At 58.5% G+C, this 24,677-nt stretch carries 22 protein-coding genes, 1 tRNA gene and 1 pseudogene; 12 read left to right on the top strand and 12 right to left on the bottom strand.

The genetic code is table 11. The annotated features are described in order from the left end of the window. Positions 1-40: 40 nt before the first annotated feature. The 5 genes and pseudogenes from J0X15_RS20430 to J0X15_RS09995 all read right to left on the bottom strand — a co-directional run. Positions 41-301, bottom strand: a pseudogene (locus tag J0X15_RS20430) (GNAT family N-acetyltransferase); the annotation flags it as partial. A 21-nt stretch (positions 302-322) separates the two neighbouring features. Then, positions 323-916, bottom strand: a complete 594-nt coding sequence (locus J0X15_RS10010; RefSeq protein ID WP_206940299.1) for a GNAT family N-acetyltransferase — start codon at positions 914-916, stop codon at positions 323-325. Then, positions 913-1,521 (bottom strand): GNAT family N-acetyltransferase, encoded by a 609-nt coding sequence (locus J0X15_RS10005; RefSeq protein WP_206940297.1) that lies wholly within the window; start codon positions 1,519-1,521, stop codon positions 913-915. The genes J0X15_RS10010 and J0X15_RS10005 overlap by 4 nt, the downstream gene beginning before the upstream one ends. Positions 1,522-1,646: 125 nt before the next feature. Beyond that, on the bottom strand, positions 1,647-1,916 hold the full coding sequence (gene rpmA / locus J0X15_RS10000; protein WP_206940295.1) for a 50S ribosomal protein L27: 270 nt from the start codon (positions 1,914-1,916) through the stop codon (positions 1,647-1,649). Positions 1,917-1,963: 47 nt separating this feature from the next. After that, positions 1,964-2,572: a 50S ribosomal protein L21 gene (locus J0X15_RS09995; RefSeq protein ID WP_206940294.1), complete on the bottom strand. Its 609-nt coding sequence runs from the start codon at positions 2,570-2,572 to the stop codon at positions 1,964-1,966. A gap of 583 nt (positions 2,573-3,155) precedes the next feature. Here J0X15_RS09995 and J0X15_RS09990 point away from each other — a divergent pair. Next, positions 3,156-3,245, top strand: a tRNA-Ser gene (locus J0X15_RS09990). Positions 3,246-3,509: 264 nt separating this feature from the next. Here J0X15_RS09990 and J0X15_RS09985 read toward each other — a convergent pair. The 7 genes from J0X15_RS09985 to J0X15_RS09955 all read right to left on the bottom strand — a co-directional run bounded on the left by J0X15_RS09985 (position 3,510) and on the right by J0X15_RS09955 (position 13,069). Next, complete coding sequence (locus J0X15_RS09985) at positions 3,510-6,866, bottom strand: error-prone DNA polymerase (RefSeq protein WP_209015241.1); 3,357 nt, start codon at positions 6,864-6,866, stop codon at positions 3,510-3,512. Beyond that, a complete protein-coding gene (locus J0X15_RS09980; protein WP_231710372.1) occupies positions 6,863-8,242 on the bottom strand; it encodes a Y-family DNA polymerase in 1,380 nt (459 codons plus the stop codon). Before J0X15_RS09980 ends, J0X15_RS09985 begins: the two co-directional genes overlap by 4 nt. A 40-nt stretch (positions 8,243-8,282) precedes the next feature. Continuing rightward, positions 8,283-8,609, bottom strand: a complete 327-nt coding sequence (locus tag J0X15_RS20030; protein ID WP_209015301.1) for a hypothetical protein — start codon at positions 8,607-8,609, stop codon at positions 8,283-8,285. A gap of 547 nt (positions 8,610-9,156) precedes the next feature. Then, entirely contained in the window at positions 9,157-9,423 is a 267-nt protein-coding gene (locus J0X15_RS20425; RefSeq protein ID WP_408015341.1) for a phage integrase central domain-containing protein, read from the bottom strand. An 823-nt stretch (positions 9,424-10,246) separates the two neighbouring features. Then, positions 10,247-11,410 carry a M20 family metallopeptidase gene (locus J0X15_RS09965; protein ID WP_206940290.1) on the bottom strand — a complete coding sequence of 388 codons (1,164 nt, stop codon included), beginning with the start codon at positions 11,408-11,410 and terminating at the stop codon, positions 10,247-10,249. Further along, complete coding sequence (locus J0X15_RS09960) at positions 11,410-12,282, bottom strand: nitrilase family protein (RefSeq protein ID WP_206940289.1); 873 nt, start codon at positions 12,280-12,282, stop codon at positions 11,410-11,412. Before J0X15_RS09960 ends, J0X15_RS09965 begins: the two co-directional genes overlap by 1 nt. Before the next feature lie 16 nt (positions 12,283-12,298). Further along, on the bottom strand, positions 12,299-13,069 hold the full coding sequence (locus tag J0X15_RS09955) for a glutamine amidotransferase (protein WP_206940288.1): 771 nt from the start codon (positions 13,067-13,069) through the stop codon (positions 12,299-12,301). A 205-nt stretch (positions 13,070-13,274) separates the two neighbouring features. On the opposite strand from J0X15_RS09955, the gene J0X15_RS09950 reads away from it, so the two are divergent. The 11 genes from J0X15_RS09950 (at position 13,275) to J0X15_RS09900 (ending at position 24,663) form a co-directional block, all read left to right on the top strand. After that, the gene (locus tag J0X15_RS09950; protein ID WP_206940286.1) at positions 13,275-14,285 is read left to right on the top strand and encodes an ABC transporter substrate-binding protein; all 1,011 of its coding nucleotides are present in this window, start codon (positions 13,275-13,277) and stop codon (positions 14,283-14,285) included. 3 nt (positions 14,286-14,288) lie between these two features. Further along, the gene (locus J0X15_RS09945; protein WP_206940284.1) at positions 14,289-15,002 is read left to right on the top strand and encodes a M24 family metallopeptidase; all 714 of its coding nucleotides are present in this window, start codon (positions 14,289-14,291) and stop codon (positions 15,000-15,002) included. 70 nt (positions 15,003-15,072) lie between these two features. Beyond that, a complete protein-coding gene (locus J0X15_RS09940) occupies positions 15,073-15,852 on the top strand; it encodes an ABC transporter ATP-binding protein (RefSeq protein ID WP_206940283.1) in 780 nt (259 codons plus the stop codon). Beyond that, complete coding sequence (locus J0X15_RS09935) at positions 15,842-16,648, top strand: ABC transporter permease (protein WP_206940281.1); 807 nt, start codon at positions 15,842-15,844, stop codon at positions 16,646-16,648. Before J0X15_RS09940 ends, J0X15_RS09935 begins: the two co-directional genes overlap by 11 nt. A gap of 48 nt (positions 16,649-16,696) precedes the next feature. Further along, positions 16,697-17,737, top strand: coding sequence for a LacI family DNA-binding transcriptional regulator (locus tag J0X15_RS09930; RefSeq protein WP_331461907.1), 1,041 nt, complete (start codon positions 16,697-16,699; stop codon positions 17,735-17,737). Between the two features lie 123 nt (positions 17,738-17,860). Then, positions 17,861-18,790: an ArsR/SmtB family transcription factor gene (locus J0X15_RS09925; RefSeq protein WP_206940277.1), complete on the top strand. Its 930-nt coding sequence runs from the start codon at positions 17,861-17,863 to the stop codon at positions 18,788-18,790. Positions 18,791-18,935: 145 nt separating this feature from the next. Next, positions 18,936-20,447 (top strand): arabinosylfuranosidase ArfA, encoded by a 1,512-nt coding sequence (gene arfA / locus J0X15_RS09920; protein ID WP_206940275.1) that lies wholly within the window; start codon positions 18,936-18,938, stop codon positions 20,445-20,447. Between the two features lie 10 nt (positions 20,448-20,457). Then, entirely contained in the window at positions 20,458-21,522 is a 1,065-nt protein-coding gene (locus J0X15_RS09915; protein ID WP_206940273.1) for an ABC transporter ATP-binding protein, read from the top strand. A 74-nt stretch (positions 21,523-21,596) separates the two neighbouring features. Beyond that, a complete protein-coding gene (locus tag J0X15_RS09910) occupies positions 21,597-22,868 on the top strand; it encodes an extracellular solute-binding protein (RefSeq protein ID WP_206940271.1) in 1,272 nt (423 codons plus the stop codon). Positions 22,869-22,957: 89 nt separating this feature from the next. Continuing rightward, a complete protein-coding gene (locus tag J0X15_RS09905) occupies positions 22,958-23,836 on the top strand; it encodes a carbohydrate ABC transporter permease (protein ID WP_206940979.1) in 879 nt (292 codons plus the stop codon). Further along, positions 23,833-24,663, top strand: a complete 831-nt coding sequence (locus J0X15_RS09900; RefSeq protein ID WP_206940269.1) for a carbohydrate ABC transporter permease — start codon at positions 23,833-23,835, stop codon at positions 24,661-24,663. The genes J0X15_RS09905 and J0X15_RS09900 overlap by 4 nt, the downstream gene beginning before the upstream one ends. The last annotated feature ends 14 nt before the right edge of the window (positions 24,664-24,677 follow it).

The following is a 24,677-nucleotide window of genomic DNA, read 5'->3' as shown; positions in this document are numbered from 1 at the left end:
TCCAGATGCCAGTCGGCTGCGGCTTCGCCGCGCGCCAAGCTCATGGAAGCGCCTTCTCCAACCACGGAAAACCCGAGTTTCGTCGCCAACTTGGCAAGGCTGGACGGCCCTGAAGGACCTCTGCCCGCACACTCGAAACGTCCGTGACCTCAAATAACCAGCAAAGCGTTGCCCCCAACGCCTCGCTCTTGAAACCCCTGCCCCAAAAAGGCTCGCCCTGCCAATACCCGATCCGCAGGGCGTCATGCAACTCCCGCAGGACAATGACACCGATCAAACAACCGTCTTGGCTAACGGCAAACCCCGTGTGTCGCGACGTCCGTCAAGCCTGTTGCCCGCAACGGCCGTCAAAGTCTTTTCGGTCCAACCGCATGACAACGCAATTGACCTTCTGACCAAGTGCTTCGGCAAAGCGCATCGTGCTGCCGCACGGCCGGAAGCCCAGCTTTTCCAGCACGTTGATCGAGGCCTCATTGTCCTCATACACCCGTGCGCCAATCCCCTCGCAGCCATGCGCCTCAAACCCCCAGGCCAGCGCCGCCTCGGCAGCTTCGGTGGCATAGCCCTCGCCCTGAAACGCCTTGCCGATCCAATAGCCCAGACTTGGATACTCCGGCAGTTCTTCGAGTTCTCCGGTCGCATCCACACCAATGCAGCCGATGGTCACCCCGCCGAGCGTGATGGCAAAAACCGCTTCATGCCGCAGCGGATCGCTGACCAGGACCTGATCGACAAAGCTTTCCGCATCGCCTTCCTGATACGGCCAGGAACTTCCGCTGAGCCAGCGTGCAATCTCGAACTCACGCCCACCCAGCTCTGCGACGGCTTCCGCGTCGGTCTTGCGCAACGGGCGCAAGACCAGACGCTGTGTCGACAAGGAAGGCAGGGCATCGCCCTGCCCAACGTCGTAGCTCATGAGGCAACCCTTCCCCAGGTGCGCAGCGATTTCCAGATCGCGCGCTCAAGATTGTAACGCTCGATCGGCACCGAACCGCCAGCCCCCAGCGAACGGATCATCGACTGATCGCGATACTGGAAGCCGGACTTGACCAGCACCCGGCGCGAGGCCGGATTGGTCACCCGGCAGGCGGCCGTCAATTCATCCATGGTGCCATGGGTGAAGGCATGATCCACCAGCGCATGAACAGCTTCAGTTGCAAATCCCTGACCCCAGAAGGGCTCGCCGAGCCAATAGCCGACGTGGACAGGCATGCCCTCCTCGACATTGGCATAGCGCGCCACGCCGATGAACCGGCCGGTGGTACGCAGGCGAATGGCGAAAAACGCCGAATTTCCGTGCGCTGCCTCAGCCTTTTGCACCAGAGCCTTGGCGTCTTCCAGGGAAAACGGGTGGGGCATGGTCGCCAGGTTTGCAGCAATGCGGTGATTGTTTGCCAGATACATGATGTCCGGCAGATCGTCCCGGCGCGGCAAGTCGAGCCGGACACGGTCAGCTTCCTGCGGCAAGGGGGCCGCACCCCGACAACTCTCGTCTAAGAGTTCATCTCTCTCAACAACCATTTTACACTCCGATCAAAGAAAATAAGAAAAGGGGAGATGGCGCCCCATCTCCCCTTTGATCTTTGACCGGTTCAGTTCGAACCGCCGGGGCTATGGGCGCCGGCGGTTTGAATGACACGTCGGCTTTACTCCGCTGCTTCCGCCATTGGAAGCACGTTAATGAAGGTTCGGCCGTTGGCTTTGGCTTGGAACTGCACATTGCCTTCTACGACGGCAAAAATTGTGTGGTCCTTGCCGATGCCAACACCGTTGCCCGGATGCCACTGCGTGCCACGCTGGCGCGCAATGATGTTGCCCGGAATCACGGCTTCGCCACCAAACTTCTTGATGCCAAGACGACGACCAGCTGAGTCGCGGCCGTTACGTGATGAACCGCCTGCCTTTTTATGTGCCATGAGGTTGCTCCTCGTTTTCTCTAGAACGTAAGGATAGAAACGGCGGCTTAGTTGCCAGCCAGTTCCTTGGCCTGTTCAATCCAGTTGTCGCGCTCGATACGGCCCTTGAAGTTCAGGACATCATCGACGCGGGCGATATCTTCAGCAGAGAAGTTGATGATCTGGTCATACTTGGTGATGCCCAGTTCGTTCAGCTTCTTTTCCAGAACCGGGCCAACGCCGGAGATCTTTTTCAGATCGTCCTTGTCGCCTGCCGGAGCGGTGAAGAGCGGCGCAACAGTTTCCGTTGCAGCCGGAGCTTCTTCAGTCTTCTTCGGCGCAGCCTTCTTGGCCGGCTTGGAACCACCGGTCAGAATGTCGGTCACCTTAAGAAGGGTGAAGGACTGACGGTGGCCGTTGCGGCGCCGGGAGTTCTGGCGGCGACGCTTCTTGAAAATGATGATCTTGCGGTCACGGGCCTGCTTGACCACTTCCGCAACCACGGTAGCGCCTTCGATGAGCGGTGCGCCAACTGTGGTGTCGGCGCCGTCGCCAATCATCAGAACTTCTTCAAAAGTCACTGACGTGCCGGCTTCGGCGTCCAGCTTTTCGACCTTCAACAGGTCGTCTGCGGCGACAGTGTACTGCTTGCCGCCTGTCTTGATTACTGCGAACATGTCTCGCACGTCCTTCTTTTCGTTCTTTGGATATGCCCACGGTTTTCCATGGACAGTCAGCTTCTCGGCGCCTGAAACATGCCATGCAAGGGGAAACCCTTGAAAAAGCAGATGCTTCAGGACTTTACGGCGGCTTTTCAGGATCAGGATCCGTGAAGTCCGCCCGGCCTTGAGCATGACGATTCTGACTGCGGAAAGAAAATACTCCCATCCGCAAGCTCGCGCACTATAGTCAGAGCGGTTTTGAAGTCAACGCTTAATGCAGCCGCGCTGCAGCAAACCTGCCCTGCGCCGGGGGCTGGCATAAACAACTCTCAACCGCCCGCCACAGCAAGCGCACACGGCAGCCGCTCAGGCAACGGCTCGGCAACCGCCCAGGCGGAAAAGCTTGTGAGCCACCCCCACCAGACACCGCAGTGGCACCTGGGTGAGGCCAGGCGAAACCCTTGATACTGCCAGCTTATCCACTGCCGGACGGACCACTGCGTAAAAAGCCGGCTTTTTATCAAACACGCCCTTGCGGGCACGCGATGCCTTGTCTATGTTCCGCGCCACTTGAGACCCATTTATCGTCAAGTACCGCGGAGAGGTGCCAGAGTGGTTGAATGGGGCGGTCTCGAAAACCGTTGAGCGGGCAACCGTTCCGAGGGTTCGAATCCCTCTCTCTCCGCCACTACATCTCATTAAGCAGCTGATTTCATAAGACTATTTTAGAGCGCATACGACACCCCCTAAAACGAACCCTATGACAAGCGTCCAGTCTCCTCCAGGCGCCCTCTAGAGTTTGTAAATCAATGAGCTGTTCGAGATCGTTCAGCCAGGATGATGGGGTTGTAAAAAATCTCAGCAAAAGCGCTACCTGGGATCAGCAACTGAATAGAACCGCGTTTTCTAGCCCCTTCGGCTTTCATCTGCCGCCAAGCTCTTTCAGGCTCCGTTAATGAAAGTCCCGGCTCGGGAAAAGCTTCTTGGCCTGTTCTCGGGGATGGCGGGCCGTCGGGCTCGGCCGCGACAGACGGGGGGCGTCATCTGCCTGAGGGAGCGTGATACCGACAGCGTCGTCCATCGGATGACCAAGCTCCGACAGCCGATGCGACAGGTCTTCGATGTGGTCTGCAATCAGATGAACAACGATCCCTGCTCGCTCGAGCCGTCCGTTGACGCGCAGAAGGCGCCCACTCATGACTGTACGACGGAAACGCTCGTAAACCTTTGGCCAGACAACGATGTTGGAAACGCCTGTCTCATCCTCAAGGGTCAGGAAGATAACACCGGACGCTGTTCCCGGACGCTGACGGGTTATGACAAGCCCACACACATTCGTCCGTCTGAGGGGCGCACTGACAAGTTGATCATGCGGCGTCAAACCCGGAATTCCCGATCGCAGCAGTTCCATCGGATGGGCCCGCAACGTCAAACGCATTGAAACATAGTCTTCAACCACCTCCTCCCCCAGATGCATTGGCGGCAATTGGACATTCGGCTCGCGCCCTCCTTCGCCGTCCAGCGGATCAGAGAACAGTGGCAGCGGTTTTGGTGCCCGTATTGCGCGAACCTGCCAGAGTGCGTCGCGGCGTGTCAGGCCCAGCCCGAGAAAGGCATCCGCCTCGGCAAGCCGCTCAAGCACGGCAGGCGCCAATCCAGCCCTGAGCCAAAGACTTTCTGGGTCAGGATAGCCATTACCGCGGGCAGCCACGATCCAACCGGCATCGTCCTTGCGAAACCCCTTGATCTGACGAAAGCCTAGGCGCAACGCCCAGGCACCATCCGAGCGGCGCGCCAACGTGTTGTCCCAGGAACTGTTGTTGACGCAGATGGGCCGCACCTCCACCCCATGCTCGCGCGCATCACGTACGATCTGAGCCGGCGCATAAAAGCCCATCGGCTGGGAGTTCAGCAGTGCGCAGGCAAAGATCGCCGGATGATGGCATTTCAGCCATGACGAAACGTAGGTGAGCATGGCGAAGGCCGCTGCATGACTTTCAGGAAACCCATAATCCGCGAACCCCTCGATCTGAGAAAAACAGGCCTCTGCCGTCTCAGCAGAATAACCGTTTCCCAGCATGCCTTTGACGAAACGCTCCCGGTGCTCGGCGATGGTCCCCATGCGCCGGAAAGCAGCCAGCGAGCGACGCAATTGGTCTGCCTCCTCAGCGCTGTAGCCAGCACCAACCACAGCGATTCGCATGGCTTGCTCCTGAAACAATGGCACGCCAAGCGTACGACGTGTCACCTCAGCCAGAGCGGGACCGAAAGGCTCCGGCTTTTCAAGGCCCTGACGCCGCCGAATGTAGGGCTTCACCATCCCTCCCTGGATTGGCCCTGGACGGACAATCGCCACTTCAATTACCAAGTCGTAGAAGGTTCTGGGCCGCATGCGCGGCAGGAAATTCATCTGCGCCCGGCTTTCCACCTGAAACACACCGACAGCATCCGCCCGGCACAGCATGTCGTAAGTCGCAGTGTCCTCCTGGGGTACCGACGCCAACGAGAGCTGCCGCTTTTCGTGCTGCTCCAGCAAGTCAAAGCTCTTGCGCAAACAGGTGAGCATTCCCAACGACAGAATATCGATCTTGAGGATGCCAAGCGTGTCGATGTCGTCCTTGTCCCACTCGATCACTGTGCGGCCTTCCATTGCCGCATTTTCGATCGGGCAGAGCTCATCAAGCCGCCCGCGCGTGATGACAAACCCGCCAACGTGCTGACTGAGATATCGGGGAAAGCCAATAATCTCTTCAATAAGACGCATCGTCAGCGCAAGCCGTCGTTCCTTTGGATCCAGCCCCAACTGACGTGCCTGCTGGAGGTCGGCTCCCTTGTTCGAAAGCCCCCAGATCTGTCCGGACAGACTGCCAGTCACATCCTGACTGAGCCCCATGACCTTGCCGACCTCACGGATGGCCGCACGGGTGCGAAAATGAATGACTGTTGCGCAGAGCCCGGCCCGCTCACGCCCGTACTTCTCATAGATCCATTGAATCACTTCCTCTCGACGCTCATGCTCGAAATCAACATCGATGTCCGGCGGCTCACCGCGGTGCCGAGAGATAAAGCGTTCGAAAACCATGCCGATCATGTCCGGCGACACATCGGTGATGCCAAGCAGATAACAGAGGATCGAGTTGGCAGCGGATCCCCGTCCCTGACACAGGATGCCGCGAGACCGGGCTTCTTGCACAATGTCGTGAACGGTCAGGAAATAAGCGGCATAGCCGAGCTCACCGACCAGGCCGAGTTCCTTGTCCAGAAGGTCATAAACCCGTTGAGACGCGCCTTCCGGATAACGCCGTCTGATGCCGTCTTGGGCGAGTCGCTGCAGGCGCTCCTGCGGGGTTTCGTCTCGCGCGATCTCATCCGGGTACTCATAACTAAGCTCCGACAGGTCGAAGCAACACCGTGCCGTGATTTCGAGTGTCCGACGCAGGGCTGCGGGATGATTACGGTAAAGCCTTGCCACATCCGCAAAGCCCTTGAGCCGTCGCTCCGCATTCGGCAAGGCGCGTGTGCCGATCTGGTCAATGGTCACGCCCTCCCGCATGCAGGTGAGTACATCGGCGAGCTGGCGTCGCGATCCATGATGCATCAGCACATCGCCAAGAGCGACCATCGGTGCAGATGCCCTCAAGGCAAAAGCGGCACAGGCATCAAACCAGACTTGATCCGAGCCATCATAACGCGGCACCGCGCCCGTAAAGATCCTGCCCGGGAAACACCGCTGCAGCCGCTGCACCGATTCGCTCGCACCAGCTAAATCCCGAGGTGGTATAGCAATCAGAAGCATCCCCTGGCATCCCTGCTCCAGATCGGCCAGATCGAGGTGACAGTTGCCCTTACCCGCCCGTCGCTTGCCCAGTGTGAGCAGCCGCGCAAGCCGGTGATAGGCTTCCCGGTCGGCTGGCAAGGCAATCCACTCAACAGGGCAATCCCGCAACACCAGACGGGTCCCGACGATCAGCTTTGGCAACTTGATACCGGAAAGCCGATGCAAATCGACAGGCTGCCCGACCTCCTGGCGTGAACTGTGGTCAATTTGATGTGTGGAGCGCACGCGCAACGTTCTTTCCGCTTCCTTGCAAAGCGTTTTCAACGCCGAATATGCCCGAACCACGCCCGCAAGCGTGTTCCGGTCGGTGATGGCAATGGCCTCAAGCCCCAGCTCGGCAGCACGCAGCACCAGCTCTTCCGGATGGGACGCGCCTGTCAGGAAGGTGAAATTCGAGGTCACGCAGAGCTCGGCGTAGCACTGGGATACGCCCTCATTCCCTACTGCCACCGGAGTATGGTGAGAGTTCAAGCGAACTCTCCTTGCACGTACCACCCCGGGTTTTGCGGCGTGTAAAAAAGCCACAGACGGCGGCCTTGCCAGGTTTCCACCTTCCAGTAATCACGGATGCCGGCACACCAGTTGTCATCATCAAGCCACCATTCGGGCGCGATCCGCTCCGGCCCCGTGCGCCGAGCCGTCGTAAAAGGCATCCGCCGCCACCGGAAGCTGTCAGGCGGAAGATTTCCCTGCCCCACAATAGGTTCTGGCGGGAACAGCCGAACCGGTCTCGGACGCTCCACGGCCCACCCCCCTGGCTGTGACTTCAAGACAGCGGGAACTATGGCGAAAGCCCGCTCAGGGATGTGGCTTTCAACAGGTAGAAACCGTTGAACATTCTCAAGGCCAATTCGTGTCCCAATCCGACTGATGAGATCATCAAGCTGGTTCTGGCGATCAGAGCTCACATGGCTGACCTGTTCAGGAGGCAAATGAGCCACTTCAACGGCCTCAAGCCGCATCTGATCAATGCCGAACCCGGCGTCGACCTCACTGATCCCACGAGCAAACAAGGAGAGGATGCGCTGCACATCACACAAGGGACGCGCCAACCTCAATTCAACCGTGTGCGCTCCCTGATCAACCCGGTACAGAGTCAGATTGAGAATGCGGACTCCCGCTTCATTCCGGATCAGCTTGGCGCAAAGTCTCTCAAGCAACCGCTCTGTCACCCCTGTCACATCGTCGACCAGACCGATCGGCTCGGGCAGCGTCATCCGAACCCCGTAATGCACTGGATCCGCCAGTGGAGAGACCTCCTCGGGCTGACGCCCCATCGCCTGATCAAGACGGCGAAGCAGTGCAGGACCAAAGCGCCGGGCAAGCGGCGCGCGCTCAGTCTCTTCGATGTTGCCTATGGTCCGCAGGCCGAGACGCTGGAGGGCAGTCACAGTACCTTGTTCCAGGCGTAGAGCAGCGACCGGCAGATTAGCCAAAGCGGCCAGTGGATTGCCAGGTTCACCAACGCCCTCGCCATGATGGGAAAGTGCCCAGGCAGCGCCGCGCGTATCCGCCAGGCCAAGCCGAACGGAAATCCCGGCACGCATCAACCTTTGACGTATATCGGCCAGCATTCTGTCCTCGCCGGCAAAAAGATGCGCCGACCCGGTAATGTCGAGAACCAGCCCGTCATCCCCCTCGATGCCAACCCAGGGGCAATAGCGCACGGCCCATCGCCGCAATGTATGCAGAAATCGTGTATCCGCCAGAAGATCGGCAGGTGCACTCTGCAAGTCAGGACAAAAGGCGCGAGCATCAGAATAGGACATGCCACGGTGGAGCCCCTGACGATCAGCTCTCGCATTCAGGCAGTACAGGCGGTTGGCATTGTCCGTCTTGAGCGTCAAAGCAAAAGGTCCATCAACCGCACGCACCCTCAAGATTCGGTCACTTGCCAGGCGAGGAAACCACATGGAGATGACGCGTTTTCGGATCCCATTGAACATTCCAGGCTCCAAGCGTTCCTGTTTTGTTCTTAATAATCTCCCAGCGCATGAGAGTCGAGTCTTCCCTCTGCCGGTCAAAAACCGGAATGACGCGCCACCGCGTTTCCGCCGAATTCGAGCCCATGCCCTCAGGCAGAATACAAAGGCCGATCGAGCTCCCCGTTCTAGCTGCAAGTTGCAGGCGTTGGCCTTCCTTCAGGGTCAAGGGACGATGGATCTCAATCATGACAAAGGGCATCGCCCGGCTCCGCAACGCTTCTTCAGCCACACCAAGCGTTTCTGCCTGAGAGCCGGTTCTGGCCAAGAGCAACCTCGACGGATCAAGGAAGGACGCAAAGCCCGCTGGGCATAGCGTGTCCGAAAGCCAGTTTTCTCGGACCCACAAGGCAGAGGCCCGGGTCAACTCGGCTGCAATGACTGCAAAAAACGGCGCTGCCGGACCACAGACCTCGTGAATGCGAGAACCGCGCAAGGGAAAACCAATGATGTTGTTTCTGGACATGAGCATCGAATGACAGCGGATGGGAATTGACCTCAGCTTCGGCATATACCACAGCAAAGGCGATGTTGCAGTTCGTAGCGCTGACGTATTTGACTAGTCTGAATAGCGTCGGAGTTCACGGAAGCCTTCCTAATTCTAGGACAAGGAGGTGCTCAGACAAGGGTACCCGATGGAACGTCTTTACCTTCATCGGCTGGGCCGGAACGGTCCAGATCCCCGGCGCAGACCAAGTTCGAGCCACCCCACCTCCCTCACTTCGCCTGAGCGCTCTGCCGTGATTAACTGGATTTCCAGCATGAGTCTGGTTTGAGTGCTACGCCCGCCACGCAGAATACTCTGCACGACACCCGGACATCACGCCAGGGCACTCTTGTTTCACCCGCGATGCGGTTTCAGGCTTGGTCAACCAGAACGGCTTCAACGCTCCCGCGAAGTCGGCGGCCGACAGGTTCGCAACTTGCATGTTGCCGATGAACGAGAAGAGATAGGTCTCAAGCGTCGTAATCCACTGCGCAGCGTGCTTTTCGTTTCTGAAACCGGGAGACCAATCTGCATGAACCTGCCGATCTCGCTCCGCCACAAGGTCTTTTTCAGCCCTCAACAGTTTACGAGCCTGAAAGACAAGGTCCCTCGCCTCCTATATCTAAACGACCGGATCGCTCCCAAACCCATATCTCGCCGCTTCGTGGCTTCTGGTGACTTGAAGCGCAGGATCCCTTTCCCCGCCCCGCCACTTCCCTCAGGGAACAGGAAAAAGCCCGTCACCACTCCATCTGCCACGGGCTTGTCGCCGGGTTTATCTTCCTGGCTTTCGCGTCACTCGCACCCACTCCTCTTCCAATCCCGTGCCCGGCTGATTTAGAATACGAGGCGTTGATGTCGTCTGAGATACCGATAAGTAAATTATGTAATATAAAACAATAAACTGACGCCATCCGCGTGGGTCAGAACGGACTTCTTTGCCCCCCTATTAGGCGGACACTCTCCGCGAGTTTCACCGCCGCGAGGACCTTCTCGGGTTCTTTGTCCCAACAGGCAGCAATACCTCTGAACTGTTTAAGCGTACTGAAGAACCGCTCCACCAGATTGCGCTGCCGGCAGACCTATGAACCGAATGGAAGACTGTCTTTTGGGCTGCTCATGGCAGGAATATTCGCCCAGGCCTGCTTTTGCTTTGCCATGTCACGGAGGGCATTTGTGTATGGTCTTGTCGGCCAACAGAACTGCGCCCTTGCCAATGTCCCACAACATCATTTGGCCCATTTTTCCATCATGGGTTTGGCCAACGGTCAGGTCAAAGCAACGAAGGATCAAACAGGGCCTCCTAATCAAGGCTCTAGTGAAACGCGACATGCCTCCCATTGGAAACCCGTTTATGAGTTTACGCTTAGCGCCCCGGCGCCTTACTGCGTTACTCCTCCGGTCCAACCGCGGACGAGGTGTTTCATGATCTTTTCGCACTGGTGCAGGCGGTCGAGGGAGATCCATTCGTTGGTCTTGTGGACGCACTCGGGGTTTCCGGGACCCAGGATGATCGTCGGCGGGTTGCCCAAAGGGGCCGTCAGGACGGAGGCATCTGTAAAATAATTGACGCTCGACGGCTTGAAGGCATGCTCCGCATGCGCTTGGACGACCGTCGCAACCTGGCCAACCCAGACGTTCTCCGGCGCTGTCCAGACAGGTGGAAGGTCTAGAAGTGGCACAACGACCGCGCCGTCTCCTGCAGTCTTTTCGCCCCCCTCTCCGGCAATCTCTTCGGCCAACGTTCTGATCTGCGCCAGCAAGGCATCATGCTGCACATTCGGATTGGTACGCAGATCCAGGGTCAACTCGCAAAAGTCCGCGACTGAATTGATGTTCGCCCCGCCCTGGATCGTGCCGACGTTGCATGTCGGTTGTCCCATCACGACATGACCCTGGCCAAGGTCCTGCTGTTTCAGCCTTTGCAGGAACGCACTCGCCAGACCGATGGCATTGACGCCCAGCTCCGGCATGGCCCCGTGGGCGCTGACGCCGTTAAAGCGCACAGACAGCCAGAGAACGCCCTTGTGGCCGAGCACCAGCTCATTGTCGGTGGATTCTGCCACGATCAAAGCTCCGACAGGCGGCAGGCCGCCAGCTGCCCCGAGCTCCCGTGCCCCGTCGCAGCCGGTTTCCTCGCCGGACGTCAGCAGGACGGCAATGCCACCCGGCGGCGTGAAGGGATCGAAACAGGCCTGCAGAAAGGCTGCAACACCGCCCTTCATGTCCGAGGCCCCACGACCGTAAAGCCGGTCGTCGCGCACGATGCCGCCAAGCGGTGGATTGCTCCAGGTGGCGGTTCCCAGCGGCACCGTGTCGAGGTGACCGCTGAACGCGATGGCCTGACCGGAACCTACATCTCGGGTCGCCACAAGATTGGCCCGCCCGGCCCCAAGTGTCGGTTGAAGCACGCAGGTGAACCCGGCGCTTTCCAGCAAGTCGGCACAGAAGCCCATGGCCTCGGCTTCGTTGCCCGGTGGATTGACCGTGTCGAAGGCCACCAACTGCTGCGTCAGGCTCACCACATCAGGAAACGGACCGGCCATCAGACCCAGCCTCGCGCATTATCACTTCCCAGCATCTCGTCATAGACATCCGTCCGCCGGTCTCTCAGCGGCTGGTTGAAGTCGTTCCAGTTCCGCTTGCGTCTGGCATCGGCCAGATTGACGCGCGCAATCAGGGTTTCCTCGTCCTCTGCACTGGCCGGACCGGCAACCGGCCAACCGGTCTGGGAAACAATCACCGACTGACCGATAAACGGCTGGCCGCGCTCCGTGCCGGTTCGGTTGGCGGCAACCACAAACACCGAGTTGCAATGGGCGGCCCCCATGACAACAATGTTCGCCATGGCTTCGCGGTTCGGATCCTGCCCCGGAATCGGCACCCAGTTTGTCGGCACGCAGATCAGTTCAGCCCCTGCAAGGGCCTGAAGCCGCCAGACTTCCGGGAACCAGCAATCATAGCAAATGTGGCAAGACAGACGCCCCAGCGGCGTGTCAAACACCGGCACGCCGAGGTCTCCAGGCGTGAAATAGAGCGCCTCGTCGCCCCACAGGTGAAGTTTGCGGAACGTCCCCATGTAGCCATCCGGCCCGATGATGACCGCCGAGTTGAACAGCTTGTCCCCGTCCCGCTCGGTGATGCCCGCAACCAGATAGACCCCAAGGCGTGCAGCCGCTTCGATCCAGCGAAGACAGCTCTGCCCGGAGGGGACCGGCTCGGCCAGCCCAAAGGCTTCGCTACGACTTTGAAACACGTAGCCGGTGTTACAAAGCTCGGGCAGCACGATGACCTGAGCGCCTTGCGCTGCGGCTTCTTCCATCCGCTCGATCGACAAGGAGACATTGTCTTCGGTCAGACCGAACCTGGGCTCCATCTGAATGGCGGCAACACCGACTTCCGCCTCGGGATTTGCCATGGGGTGTTCCTTTCAATCAGTCGTTGCTCAACCAGGTGAGGAAGTTGATCCACATCTGACGATAGCCGGGCCAGTCAGAGAAGTCCGCAGGAACCCAATGGGGCGACATGTCGGACATCCAGGCCAGCGTACGCCCCTTGCCATATGTGGTGGTCGCCAGCAGGGGATGAGTGCCTTGCGCGGTTTGCGCACTGGCGACAAGCTCGGCGTTTTCCGCCAACACAACTTCGTTCAAACCAAGCAAGGCAGGCCACTGAGCCGGCACGCCAGCCAGCAGCGGATGATCTGGCTGATCCAGAACAACCGTCGTGCCTTCGGGAACCTCGATGCGATCATCAAAGGCATGACAGCGAACCGGCAGGGTCTTTTCCACCGGCGTGTTGCGCCAGCGCCCCTTGCCATCGATCCCCTGGAAAGTCAGGTAGCCACCGATCATCGCCAGGCCGCCGCCCTGCTCCACATAATCCTGCAGCAGAGTCAGGCGGTTGGCGACCGGCTTGGAGTGCAGCCACACGTCGGGATGCAGCAACAGCGAGCTTGAACCAATGTCCGACAGAATGATGCTATCCCACTGCTGCAGATCCTTCAGCGTCAATGGAAAAGCCTCAGGCACATCATGCGCGGGCATATGGGTAACTTCGAATTCCGTTCCTTCCATCGCCTTCAGGAACGGGGTGGCGCCACTGTGAAATGTCGCTGAACCGAAGTGATCGAATCCCTTGAAGTGTGTGGACGAGCTGACCCAGCTCTCACCAACCAGCAGGATCTTCTTGGACTTGTTTTTCATGTCTACCCTTGAGCGTTTGACTGCGAACCGAAGATTGAACTTCAAATTATATTGAAACGATTCAACTCATCGTTGATATCAACAAAAATCGCTGAATATCAAGATATTTTCTCTCTATTTTTTTTATTGACAAAATCAACTTGAATGCATTCACTAAGACGATAAGCGAAATCAAAACCTTCCAAAAACGCTTAAGGGGAACCCGATGAAATTCACGAGACGCGCATTGTTTGCCTCTGCGGCCGCCATGGCTTCGGCTGCCATCCTGACCTGCACGACACCCTTTTTCGCAGCACCGGCTGCGGCGCAGGATCTCACCAAGTTGACCTTCATTCAGGAATGGCCGACCCCGGACGGGTTCTGGATTCCGTGGATCGTCGGCTCGGACAAGGGCTTTTATGCCGAAGAGGGCATTGAACTCGAAATCGTCACACCACCGACCGTTGCCGACACCATGAAGTTCCTCGGCACAGGCCGCGCACAGGTCGCCTTCACGACCAGCATGGACATCGTCTTCGCCAAATCCGAAGAAGCACCGGTCGTCGCGATTGGCCGCTACGGCCTTGGCAACAACTGGGGCATTCTGTCGCCAACCGGCACAAGCCTTTCCGTCGCCGACCTCAAGGGCAAGACCATCGGCATCTACAATGATGCCTGGACGATGGCGCAGCTTGAGATGATCCTGGCCGACGCCAGCCTCACCATGGACGACATCAAGACTGTTGCTGCTTCCGATGACACTGTTCCGCTGCTGCTGCAGGAACGTGTTGATGCGATCACTGGCATCACCAATGCCGAAGGCACCGAGATCGTCACAGTCACAGGCAAGGCGGGCGAATTCCTGCCTGCCATTGAGCACGGCGCACCGAACGCACCGATCTTCGCGCTTGCCGCCAACACCGACTGGCTGAGCGAGAACCCGGAGCTGGCCAAAGCCTTCCTGCGCGCCACCACCAAGAGCATCGCCTACGCCGTCGAAAACCCGGATGTTGCCGTCGAAGCTTTCGCCAACCGGTATGCCAAGGCCTATGATCCCGCCTTCATTAACCAGCAGTGGCTCGACACCATTCCCCTTTTCGGCAAAACCGACGACAAGACGCTGATGAACAACGAAGCCGACTGGGAAACCCTCGTGACCGCCTTGAGCAAGTTCAAGGTTCTCGAGACCCTGTTGCCGGCCACCGACTATTTCACCAACGACTACCTGCCGAAGTGATCCGTGCCAAAGCTATCTGATGGAAGTATCGTCCCGCCCTGGACCTATCGTCCCGGGCCGGACGTTTCCCCCGCCCCTCCAATTGGCCTGGTTGCCGCGCAAGAAATTGCGCGGCACGCCGCACAGGCCGGATGCGCGGCAGCCGTCGTCGGCGCTACCGAAATCGACATTCTGCATGCCGTCAGTCGCGTTCTCGACGCACAGGGCGTCAAGGACGTCTGGACCATCACCAACGTCGGTGTCGGCGCCAATGCCCACACCTGCTTTCCAACGCAGGGCCCGAGCGATCTGGCCTTGACGGAAACCGACCTGGCGATGATCGATGTGCATCCGATTACCGCTGACGGCTTCTGGTCCGACTGCACCCGCTGCGCAGTGGTTGGCAACAACAAGGCAGCGCAATCGGCCCTGGACGACCTGACCGCGATCTACAGGGAAGTCATGTCCGTCGCACGGCCCGGCGTTCCGGCCTGCGAACTTTTCGGCACCATGAATTCAAAGATGGTGAGCGAAGGCTTTGTCCTGCTGGATACACTGGCCAACATCGGTCACTCGCTGTCCGCTGGCTCGGCCTATTTGAATGAATTCATCGATGCGAACAACGCCACTCCCATGTGGGGAGCCTGGGCGGTGGAACCGTTTGCCGCAAGAGATGGCGCCGCCGTCAAGGTGGAAGATCTGTTCTGGTTCGGCCGGGAAGACTGCATCCTGATCTAGGCAGCCTTTCAAGACTGCCTGTGCCCCTTTCCACCAACACCTAAACTACTCAGGATTTGAGGAATACCAGATGTCAGAAACTCCGCAGCCCAAGCTGAAGTTGACGGAAGTCTCGCGCCTATTTGAAAGCAATCTGGCTCTGGCGCCAACAAGCATAAGCATCAACGAAGGCGAATTCATCTGCGTGGTTGGTCCCTCCGGCTGCGGCAAGAGCACGATGTTCAACATCATCGCAGGCGTCCTGCAGCCCAGCTCCGGCACGGTGGAAGTCGACGGGCAGGACATCACCGGCCGCGCGGGACAGGTCGGTTACATGCTGCAGAAAGACCTGCTCCTGCCGTGGCGTACGGTACTCGACAACATCTGCCTCGGCTCGATCCTGCATGGCAAGGCGAGCAAGAAGGAACGCGAGGCCGGCGTCGAACTGGCAGAGCGCTACGGGCTGGGTGATTTCATCAACCACTACCCTGCAGCCCTTTCCGGCGGCATGCGCCAACGCGTGGCCCTGATGCGCACTCTGGCCATGCACCGCGATGTCCTGCTGCTCGACGAGCCTTTCGGTGCGCTGGACAGTATGACACGCATGGCGATGCAGCAATGGTTGCTGTCCGTGTGGAAAGCCGAAAAACGCACAGTGGTCTTTGTCACCCATGATATCGACGAGGCGATTTTCCTGGCCGACCGGGTTGTGGTCATGTCGCCTCGCCCCGGACGCATCCGCGACATTCTCGCCGTCAACCTGGCGCGACCGCGTGGACGCGACGTCTATACAGCTCCTGAGTTCCTTCAGCTGAAGGACCAGATCATGACCTATGTCTATGACGAGAAAGACAGCTCCGATGCAGCCTGAGAAACAGCCCTTGTGGAGGTCTATCCTCTATCCCGTCATCGCCTTTGCTCTGGTCATCTCCCTCTGGTGGGGCTCGGTCGAATACTTTCAGGTTCCTCGTTATGTGATGCCAAGCCCAGGAGACGTCTGGGCCCATATCATGAGCGATTACGCAACGCTCTGGCAGGGCTTCCAGGTCACCTTCATGGAGTTCCTGATCGGCTTCGTTGTCGGCGCGTTCTCTGGCTTCTTCATGGCGGTACTGATGGATGCCTCCAAAACGATCCGCGGCGTGCTCTACCCCATCCTCATCGTCAGTCAGGCGGTTCCGATCATCGCCATCTCGGCGGCCCTGACCATCTGGCTCGGCTTCGGTCTGGCCCCCAAACTGGTCATCGTCGCGCTCGTGGTGTTCTTCCCCGTGGTCGTCAACGTGCTGGATGGGCTCCGCTCGGTCGACAGTGACCTGCTGCGTCTGGCCCGCTCCATGGGTGGCAACAGCTGGTCGATTTTCCGGCATGTCAAAATGCCCGCAACGCTGACGCCGTTGTTTTCCGCCCTCAAGCTTTCAGCTACTTTCAGCGTCACCGGCGCCGTCATCGCCGAATGGTCCGCATCGACCAGTGGCGGCATTGGTGCCTATCTGATGCAGGCAAATTCCCGCCTGAACACCTCCGGCACATTCGCCGCCATCGCCTATCTGGCAGTGCTTGGCCTGGTCGCCTTCCTGCTTGTCATTCTGGTTGAGTATCTGGTGACACCGTGGCGCACCAAGCCTGTCGTTCCACGTTGGTCGACGCGCTTCTGGCAGAAATAACCACACGATGCTAAACAGCCTCAGATACTGGAGGAATTTGGTTTGACGGTGGATCGAAACAGCACGCGCAAGTCTGCGCCGACCATCAAGGATGTCGCAGCTGAAGCGAATGTCTCGGTCGGCACCGCAAGTGCTGTTCTGAACGATCGAACCAATGTGGCCCAAGCCACACGGGATCACGTCAAGGCGGTCATGGACCGCCTTGGCTATGAACCCAAAAGTGCTGCCCGCGCCTTGCGCCGCAAGTTCATCTCTTCCATCGGGCTGATCGTGCCCGATCTCAACAACAGCTTCTTTTCGCAGGTGGCGGAAGGCGTGCAACGTGGCATCGCCGAACACGACATCCTGATGAACCTTTGCCTCAGCTGGGCCCAGCCAACGCGAGAAGAGTATTTTGCGCAGCTTTTACGCGGGCAGAGAATGGACGGGGTCATTTACCTGTCGGGAACAGGCTTGCCCTCAGCCTCGCTGGTGGAACTGACCAAAACCCGATCGGTCGTCTTCGTCGACGAAGTGCTTCCCGGCATCGAGTGCCCGTCGGTGCTTTGCGACAACCGACGCGGTGCACGGGAAGTCATGCGCTGCGTCGTTGACGCCGGACATACGGCCATTGCCGTCGTCGAAGGTCCGCGCCGGCTTTGGACCTCCGACCAGCGGCTATCCGGCTTCCGGGAGGCGCTTTATTCCGGCGGTCAGGACCCGGACAAAATGACCTTCGTGACCGGGGACTATTCGGAAAAATCCGGATATCAGGCCGCCACCGAGCTGTTTTCCGGCGACAAGAGCGGCTGGCCCACCGCCGTCGTCTGCGCCAACGACCAGATGGCGCTTGGCGTTATTACCTATTGCCGCGAAGCCAGCATTTCGGTGCCGCACTCGGTCTCGGTCACCGGCTTCGATGACATTGCCGAAACCCGGCTGATGCATCCGGCCCTGACGACGGTTTCCCAGCCTGGTTTTGAAATGGGCCGCTCTGCCGCCCAATTGCTGCTGTATCTGATCGGCGTTCAAAGCGAGCCGCCCAACACCACCAACTTCGACACCACTCTCCGCCTTCGCAAAAGCGTCTCGCCACCCACCAGCCGTTGATCCCGCTGTGACGAAAGCGTTGTGCTTCGACGCCCCTCCTCGCCCACTCGGCAGAGGCTATTTGTAAATATCGAATAATACGATATAAACTCCTTGCTTCGATACAAAGCCAGGAACCAGTTGATGAACCCAAACTTCCTCGTCGTCGATCCTGAAAAGGATACCGAGATCATTCAGGGACTGGCCTCTCAGGCGCGACTTCAGTTGCTTCGGGTGCTGTGCCGGGAGCCGGGCATGAATGTGAATGCCCTGGCCAAAACCTCCGGGTTTCCGCAATCCTCGGTCTCGTCCCACATTCAGATCCTCGAAGAGGCCGGGCTGGTGCGCACCGAAGTCCAGAAGGCCAAGAAGGGCAGTCAGAAGATTTGCTTTGCCGTCTATGACGAGCTGATCCTGGCGTTCAAGCGCACCGAAGAGAAGATCCAGCCAAACCAGATCGAAGTCTCCATGCCCCTCGGCCTCTACACCAACAGTCAGGTGACCGGCCCCTGTGGCATTTGCTCCACCGAAGGCATCATCGGCCTGCTGGATGTGCCCGAGACTTTCCTTGATCCGGAGCGGATGAAGGCTACATTGCTGTGGTTTACCAGCGGCTTCGTTGAGTATCAATTCCCCAACAATGCCAAGCTCACCGGCGTCGGAATCGACAGTCTCGACGTGGTTCTGGAAGTCAGCTCCGAAGTGCCGGGGACGATGAGCAACTGGCCCTCGGACATCGTCCTGTCCATCAACGGCAAAGAGATCGGCGTCTGGACATCGCCCGGCGATTTCGGCGACAAACGCGGCACCTATACGCCGGACTGGTGGAAGCTCTCCGGCTCCCAATACGGCATGCTCAAGACCTGGAACGTCGGCCCTCAGGGCACCTTCGTCGACGGCCACAAAATCTCCCAGGTAACCGCTGCAGAGCTGGAACTGGACGATCACCGTTCCATCCGATTGAAAGTGGAAGTGAAGGCAGAAGGTCGCCATCCGGGTGGGATCAACGTCTTTGGCCGAGGGTTCGGCAATTATGATCAGGATATTTTGCTGCGCTTGCACACCAAAAACTGAGCGGAAATCCGGGTTTCCTACACGCTCGATGAAAGTTAAGGTTGCAGCGCAACAACTTAACCGCTTGACAAAACTGCCACCCAATCCATTCTTATCGAAATTTCAGATTTAAATCTGTTTTTTCGATACAGTTTGGAGGACGTTTATGAAAGCGCGTGTGGCCGTACACCGAGATTTCCGGATCAGCACAATCGACGAGCGGCTCTACTCCGCCTTCATCGAGCATATGGGCCGGGCGATCTACTCCGGCATTTACGAGCCAGGCCATCCCCAGGCGGATGCCAACGGGTTCCGCAAGGACGTGCTGAAGTTCGTTCAGGATCTGAAGGTGCCGGCCATCCGCTATCCTGGCGGCAATTTCGTCTCTGCCTACAATTGGGAAGATGGCATCGGCCCCAAGGACCAGCGTCCTGTGCGGCTTGATCTGGCGTGGCGCAGCAAGGAAACCAATCAGGTCGGCATTGATGATTTCGCCATTTGGGCTGAGCAGGCCGGCATTGACATGATGCTCGCGGTCAACCTCGGCTCTCGCGGCCTTGAGGACGCCCGCAATTTCCTCGAATATGTGAATTTTCCCGGTGGCACGACCTGGTCGGACAAGCGTCGCGCCAACGGTCGTCAGGATCCCTATGACGTGAAAATGTGGTGCCTCGGCAACGAGATGGACGGCCCCTGGCAGATTGGCCACAAGGTTGCGACCGAATACGGCCGGCTGGCAAATGAGACCGCCAAAGCCTTCAAGGGGTTCGATCCGACGATTGAAACGGTGGTCTGCGGCTCGTCAAACGACGGCATGCCGACTTACCCGGAATGGGAACGGGAGGTGCTGGAAGAGTGCTACGAGAATGTCGATTACATCTCCCTGCACAAATACTTCGGCAACAAGAGCAATGACACACTGAACTATTTCGGCAAGATCGAGGAAACCGGCCGTTACATTCAAACCATCGGCGGTGTCATCGATTATGTGAAGGCCAAGAAACGAGCCAAGAACGATGTCCATATCTGCTTTGATGAATGGAATGTCTGGTACCACGTCCGCGAGGATGACAACCGCCGCATCAAGGAATGGGACTGGCCGGAAGCCCCGGCTCTGCTCGAAGAGAACTACAACTTCGAGGATGCGCTGTTCGTCGCCGGCCTGCTGAATGAATTCATTCGACGCTCGGACCGGGTGCGCATTGCCTGCATTGCCCAGCTGGTCAATGTCATCGCTCCGATCCGTGCGGAGAAGGGCGGCCCGGCCTGGCGCCAGACCATCTACTATCCGTATCAGTTCGCGTCTCTCTATGGCCGCGGCGACGCCTTGAACATCGCCGTCGATGCGGGAACCTATGATTGCCGCGTGGCAGATGACGTCAGCTATCTCGACGTTGCCGGTGTGCATGACAAGGAGGGCGGTATGTTGACCCTCTTCATCGTCAACCGCCACCTGACGGAGGCCGCCGATCTGGACGTCGAGTTGAACGGATTTGCCTCCCCGTCCCTGTCAGAGCATCTCGCCATGGAAGGCTATGATCTAAACCAGACCAACGGCCCGACCGCGCCTGACAGAGTTGTGCCGGGCAAGGGCAGTGGCGTTGGTGTGGAAGATGGCCGCCTGAAGGGCAAGTTGAAGCCCTTGTCCTACCACGTGCTGCGTCTTAGCGTGGCGTAAGGAGGCTCCCATGGCTGTGCAGCTTCGCAATGTTCGAAAGGCCTTCGGAACGGTTCAGGTCATCCATGATGTCAGCATGGATATTGCCTCCGGTGAATTCGCCGTCTTCGTTGGCCCTTCCGGCTGCGGGAAGTCCACGCTCCTCCGAATGATCGCCGGGCTGGAGGATACCAGCTCGGGCAAGGTCTCCATTGAGGACGTTGATGTTACCGAAACCGAGCCGGCGAAACGCGGCGTCGCCATGGTGTTCCAGTCTTATGCGCTCTACCCGCATCTGAGCGTCTACGAGAACATGGCGTTTTCCCTGCGACTGCGCCACGCACCCAAGCAGGAAATCGAAGAGAAGGTTCGCGAAGCTGCCGGTATTCTGCGGCTTGAAGAACAGCTCCACAAGAAGCCGTCACAGTTGTCCGGCGGTCAACGTCAGCGGGTTGCCATCGGGCGGGCCATCGTGCGCCAGCCGAAGGTGTTTCTGTTCGACGAACCGCTGTCCAATCTGGATGCCGAACTGCGGGTTCAAATGCGGCTGGAACTGGCCCGACTGCACAAGCAGATCGGCGCCACCATGATCTATGTGACCCATGATCAGGTGGAAGCCATGACCCTGGCCGACAAGATCTTCGTGCTGAAGGACGGTGTGGTGCAACAGACCGGACGGCCATTGGATCTCTATCGAAATCCCGACAACAGGTTCGTTGCGGGGTTCATCGGTTCTCCGGCCATGAACTTTCTGACAGCCACCGTCACCGGTCGCGAGGGCGACCAGCTGGCGCTTCGTGTCGGCGACACGACGTTTTCTGCCCAAACCCAGGAACCCATCGCGACGGGGACCATCGTCACCATTGGCTTGCGGCCGGAACACCTCGTCATTTCAGAGACAGGTTTACCGGTGAAGATGGAAATGGCCGAAGAGCTCGGAGGGCTCGCCTATCTGCACACACGCCGCCCCGAGGGCGAGGAAATCGTCGTGGAATGGCGCGGCGACGAACACGCCGTGATGGGCGAGACGCTGAAGCTCACCTGCCCCGCAGACAAGATCATGGTCTTCGACAGCGAAGGCTTGCGCGTGAGGTAGCCGCACGGGTCACCTCAGACTTTGGAATCCGGTGGAAATGGGAGTGACCGCTGGAACAGAAAAGGGAGGAATACATGAACTACGTGAAAAGCCTTTTGGCTGCCGGGGCAATGAGCCTTGTCAGTCTGCCAGCCTTCGCCGCACAAGAAGTGACCTGGTGGGACTTCCTCAGCGGCGGCGATGGCGTCCGCATGAAAGCGCTGATCGAGCGCTTCAACGACGAGCATCCCGACATTACGATCAGCGGAACCACGCTGGAATGGGGCGTTCCCTTCTACACCAAGGTGCGCACCTCCGTCGCCGTCGGTCAGGGCCCGGATGTCATGACCTATCACCTGTCGCGCATGCCGCTCGGGTTGGAAGAAGAAGTCCTCGATACGATCTCCGAAGACGATCTTGCGGCAGCCGAATTGTCGAAGGAGGATTTTTTCCCCGCGTCAATCGCAGCGGCAAGTGACGAAAAAGGTGCGCTCCACGCTGTTCCTTTCGACATCCATTCCATCGTTCTCTACGTCAACAAGAGCTATCTGGAAGGGTCGCGGTTCCTCGATGGAGACGGCAACCTGACTGGCATCGACAATCTGGAAGACTTTGAAGAAGCGCTGGCGCTGGCCAAGGAAAACGGCTCCAGTGCGCCTGTCTCCTATGCAACTGGCGATGACGGCGGCACCTATCGCGTCTTCTTCACCCTGCTCAAGCAATTGGGCGGCGAGCTGATTGTCGACGGCGAAGTTCTGCCCGGCGACAACATGGAAAAGGCCGCAAAGGCCATTGAAGTCATGACCCGCTGGCATGAAAACGGCTGGCAGCCGGAACAGGCAGAATATGCAGCGTCCGTGGCGCTGTTTACCTCCGGCAAATCGGCCTTCCACATGAACGGGGTGTGGGAAGTGCCCACCATGGTCGACATGGAAACAAAAGACACACTCGGCTTTGACTGGGGCGCCGTTCAGATCCCCAACCTGATGGGCACTACTGCGACCTGGGCAGATTCCCATGCGTTCGCCATTCCGGCCGGTACAAACATGAGCCCCGAGAAGCGCAAGGCAGTGATGACCGTCATTGGCTGGATGGAAAAGAACTCGCTTGCCTGGGCCAATGCCGGCCACATTCCGGCATACAAGCCGGTGGCCAACAGCGACGCCTTCAAGGAAATGGAGCCGAACGCCACCTACTCCAGTCTGGCGGAAACCGCCGCCTATGACCCGCGCTCGGCCATCGCCGGTGTTGCCTCTCCGGTTTATGACGCAGCCATCAACATCATCTCTCCGGCCATGCATGGATATATGGATCCACAACAGGCCGCCGAGCAGATCAAGAGCGAACTGCAGTCCAAACTTCAGTAGCCATCAACACGCTTCGCCGCACGGTTCAGTCCGTGCGGCGGGGCATCTGACGCTTGTTACCAGGATCAAGGAGACCCGGACCCGTGGCCATGATTACCAATCGGCGCAGAGATGTGGCCGTTGCCATGACGCTGATTGCGCCCTTCGTGCTCACCTTCGCACTGGTGTTCCTCTACCCCACCCTGCGGATGATCGCGCTCAGCTTTACCGACGCGCCACTGATTGGCGAAGGAGAGTGGGTTGGCCTGGCCAACTTCAAGCGCCTGCTGAGTGACCGGCTGTTCTTTACATCGCTGAAAAACAACGGCTACTTCGTCCTGCTCACGGTTGTTCCGACAACCGTCCTGGCACTTGCCATTGCGCTGACCATCAATCGCCTAAAAGGCGCATTGCAGTCGCTTGTCCTGGCGCTGTTCTTCCTGCCCTACATCTTGCCGGTCTCGGTTGTGACCGAAATATGGATGTGGATGCTCGACTTCCAATTCGGCATCCTGCAGCCGGTTTTCGAATTCTTCTTCGGCAAGTCCATTCCGGTGTTCAAGAACCCCTATTGGGTCATGCCCACGGTGGCTGCTGTCACGATCTGGTGGACCAACGGATTCAACGTGCTGCTGTTCATCGCCGGTCTGCGCAACATCCCGACCGATTTTTATGAAGCTGCTGCCCTGGATGGCGCCACGCGCTGGCAGATGTTCCGGCGTGTGACCTGGCCCCTGCTGTGGCCGGTCACCGCTCTGGTTCTGACCCTGCAGCTTATTCTTCAGCTGAAAATCTTCGATCAGGTCTACCTGATGTCTTCAGGCGGCCCATTCAACTCGTCCTATGTGCTGTTGCTGATGGTTTACCGGGAGGCTTTCCAGCTCAACCACGGCGGTTATGCCTCCGCCATCGCCTTGATCCTGTTTGTGGTGATCATGGTGGTCTCGGTGCTTCAATTCCAACTGCTGCGGGCCAGGGGGACAAAATGACACGAACCAGAAAACTGGAGAACTGGATCCTGACGGGCGGCAGCCTGCTCGCCGCAGCCATCTGGACCTTTCCGCTCTACTGGGCCTTCATCACCTCCATCCGCACGGAAGATCGGGTGGTCAGTGACGGCGCCGGAGTGGTTCCGGACGAGTTCAACCTGTCATCCTACGTGGAAGCGCTGTTCAATACGAAGCTGCTGACCTGGTACTGGAACTCGATTGCCACCTCGGTGATCATCACGCTGGTGGTTCTGATTTCCGGCATGATGTGTGCCTACGCCATTTCCCAGATGCGTTTTCCTGGCCGACGCCTGCTCTACGGCATCGTTCTGGCAAGTTTCATGGTTCCCTCGCAGGCTCTGGTCGTCACCCAGTTCATACTCATGAACGACATGGGGCTGATCAACACCTGGGCCGGGATTATCCTGCCGCAGCTCATCGTTCCGGTGGTGATCATTGTCTACAAGCAGTTCTTCGATGCGGTTCCCAAGGAAATGCGCGAGGCGGTCGTGCTGGATGGCGGAGGCGACTACACCCTGCTCTTCAAGATCTATCTGCCGTTGAATTGGGGGATCACCACGGCGCTGGCCATCATCACCTTCATCATGTCCTGGAACCAGTTTTTCTGGCCCTTTCTGGTGGTCACCACGGAGAACATGATGACGATCCCGGTCGGCATTACCCAGGTGAATGATGCCTTCGGCGTCTACTACGCCCGCCTGATGTCAGTCGCGCTGCTCGGCGCCATGCCCGTCGCCATTGCCTATCTGATCTTCCAGAAAAAGGTGACTGAGGCCGTGATGATCTCCTCCGGCGTCAAAGGCTGATCTGCCGGAGGATC

The organism is Roseibium limicola (genome assembly GCF_017313085.1).
GTDB classification, from domain to species: Bacteria; Pseudomonadota; Alphaproteobacteria; order Rhizobiales; family Stappiaceae; genus Roseibium; species Roseibium limicola.
This window is presented reverse-complemented; position numbering and strand designations above follow the sequence as displayed.

Bases quoted from the DNA above. Each gene is read 5' to 3' on its own strand.
- J0X15_RS10010 (WP_206940299.1), bottom strand. From the start codon at position 916: ATGAGCTACGACGTTGGGCAGGGCGATGCCCTGCCTTCCTTGTCGACA.
- J0X15_RS10005 (WP_206940297.1), bottom strand. From the start codon at position 1,521: ATGGTTGTTGAGAGAGATGAACTCTTAGACGAGAGTTGTCGGGGTGCG.
- rpmA (WP_206940295.1), bottom strand. From the start codon at position 1,916: ATGGCACATAAAAAGGCAGGCGGTTCATCACGTAACGGCCGCGACTCA.
- J0X15_RS09995 (WP_206940294.1), bottom strand. From the start codon at position 2,572: ATGTTCGCAGTAATCAAGACAGGCGGCAAGCAGTACACTGTCGCCGCA.
- J0X15_RS09965 (WP_206940290.1), bottom strand. From the start codon at position 11,410: ATGGCCGGTCCGTTTCCTGATGTGGTGAGCCTGACGCAGCAGTTGGTG.
- J0X15_RS09960 (WP_206940289.1), bottom strand. From the start codon at position 12,282: ATGGCAAATCCCGAGGCGGAAGTCGGTGTTGCCGCCATTCAGATGGAG.
- J0X15_RS09955 (WP_206940288.1), bottom strand. From the start codon at position 13,069: ATGAAAAACAAGTCCAAGAAGATCCTGCTGGTTGGTGAGAGCTGGGTC.
- J0X15_RS09950 (WP_206940286.1), top strand. From the start codon at position 13,275: ATGAAATTCACGAGACGCGCATTGTTTGCCTCTGCGGCCGCCATGGCT.
- J0X15_RS09940 (WP_206940283.1), top strand. From the start codon at position 15,073: ATGTCAGAAACTCCGCAGCCCAAGCTGAAGTTGACGGAAGTCTCGCGC.
- J0X15_RS09935 (WP_206940281.1), top strand. From the start codon at position 15,842: ATGCAGCCTGAGAAACAGCCCTTGTGGAGGTCTATCCTCTATCCCGTC.
- J0X15_RS09925 (WP_206940277.1), top strand. From the start codon at position 17,861: ATGAACCCAAACTTCCTCGTCGTCGATCCTGAAAAGGATACCGAGATC.
- arfA (WP_206940275.1), top strand. From the start codon at position 18,936: ATGAAAGCGCGTGTGGCCGTACACCGAGATTTCCGGATCAGCACAATC.
- J0X15_RS09915 (WP_206940273.1), top strand. From the start codon at position 20,458: ATGGCTGTGCAGCTTCGCAATGTTCGAAAGGCCTTCGGAACGGTTCAG.
- J0X15_RS09910 (WP_206940271.1), top strand. From the start codon at position 21,597: ATGAACTACGTGAAAAGCCTTTTGGCTGCCGGGGCAATGAGCCTTGTC.
- J0X15_RS09905 (WP_206940979.1), top strand. From the start codon at position 22,958: ATGATTACCAATCGGCGCAGAGATGTGGCCGTTGCCATGACGCTGATT.
- J0X15_RS09900 (WP_206940269.1), top strand. From the start codon at position 23,833: ATGACACGAACCAGAAAACTGGAGAACTGGATCCTGACGGGCGGCAGC.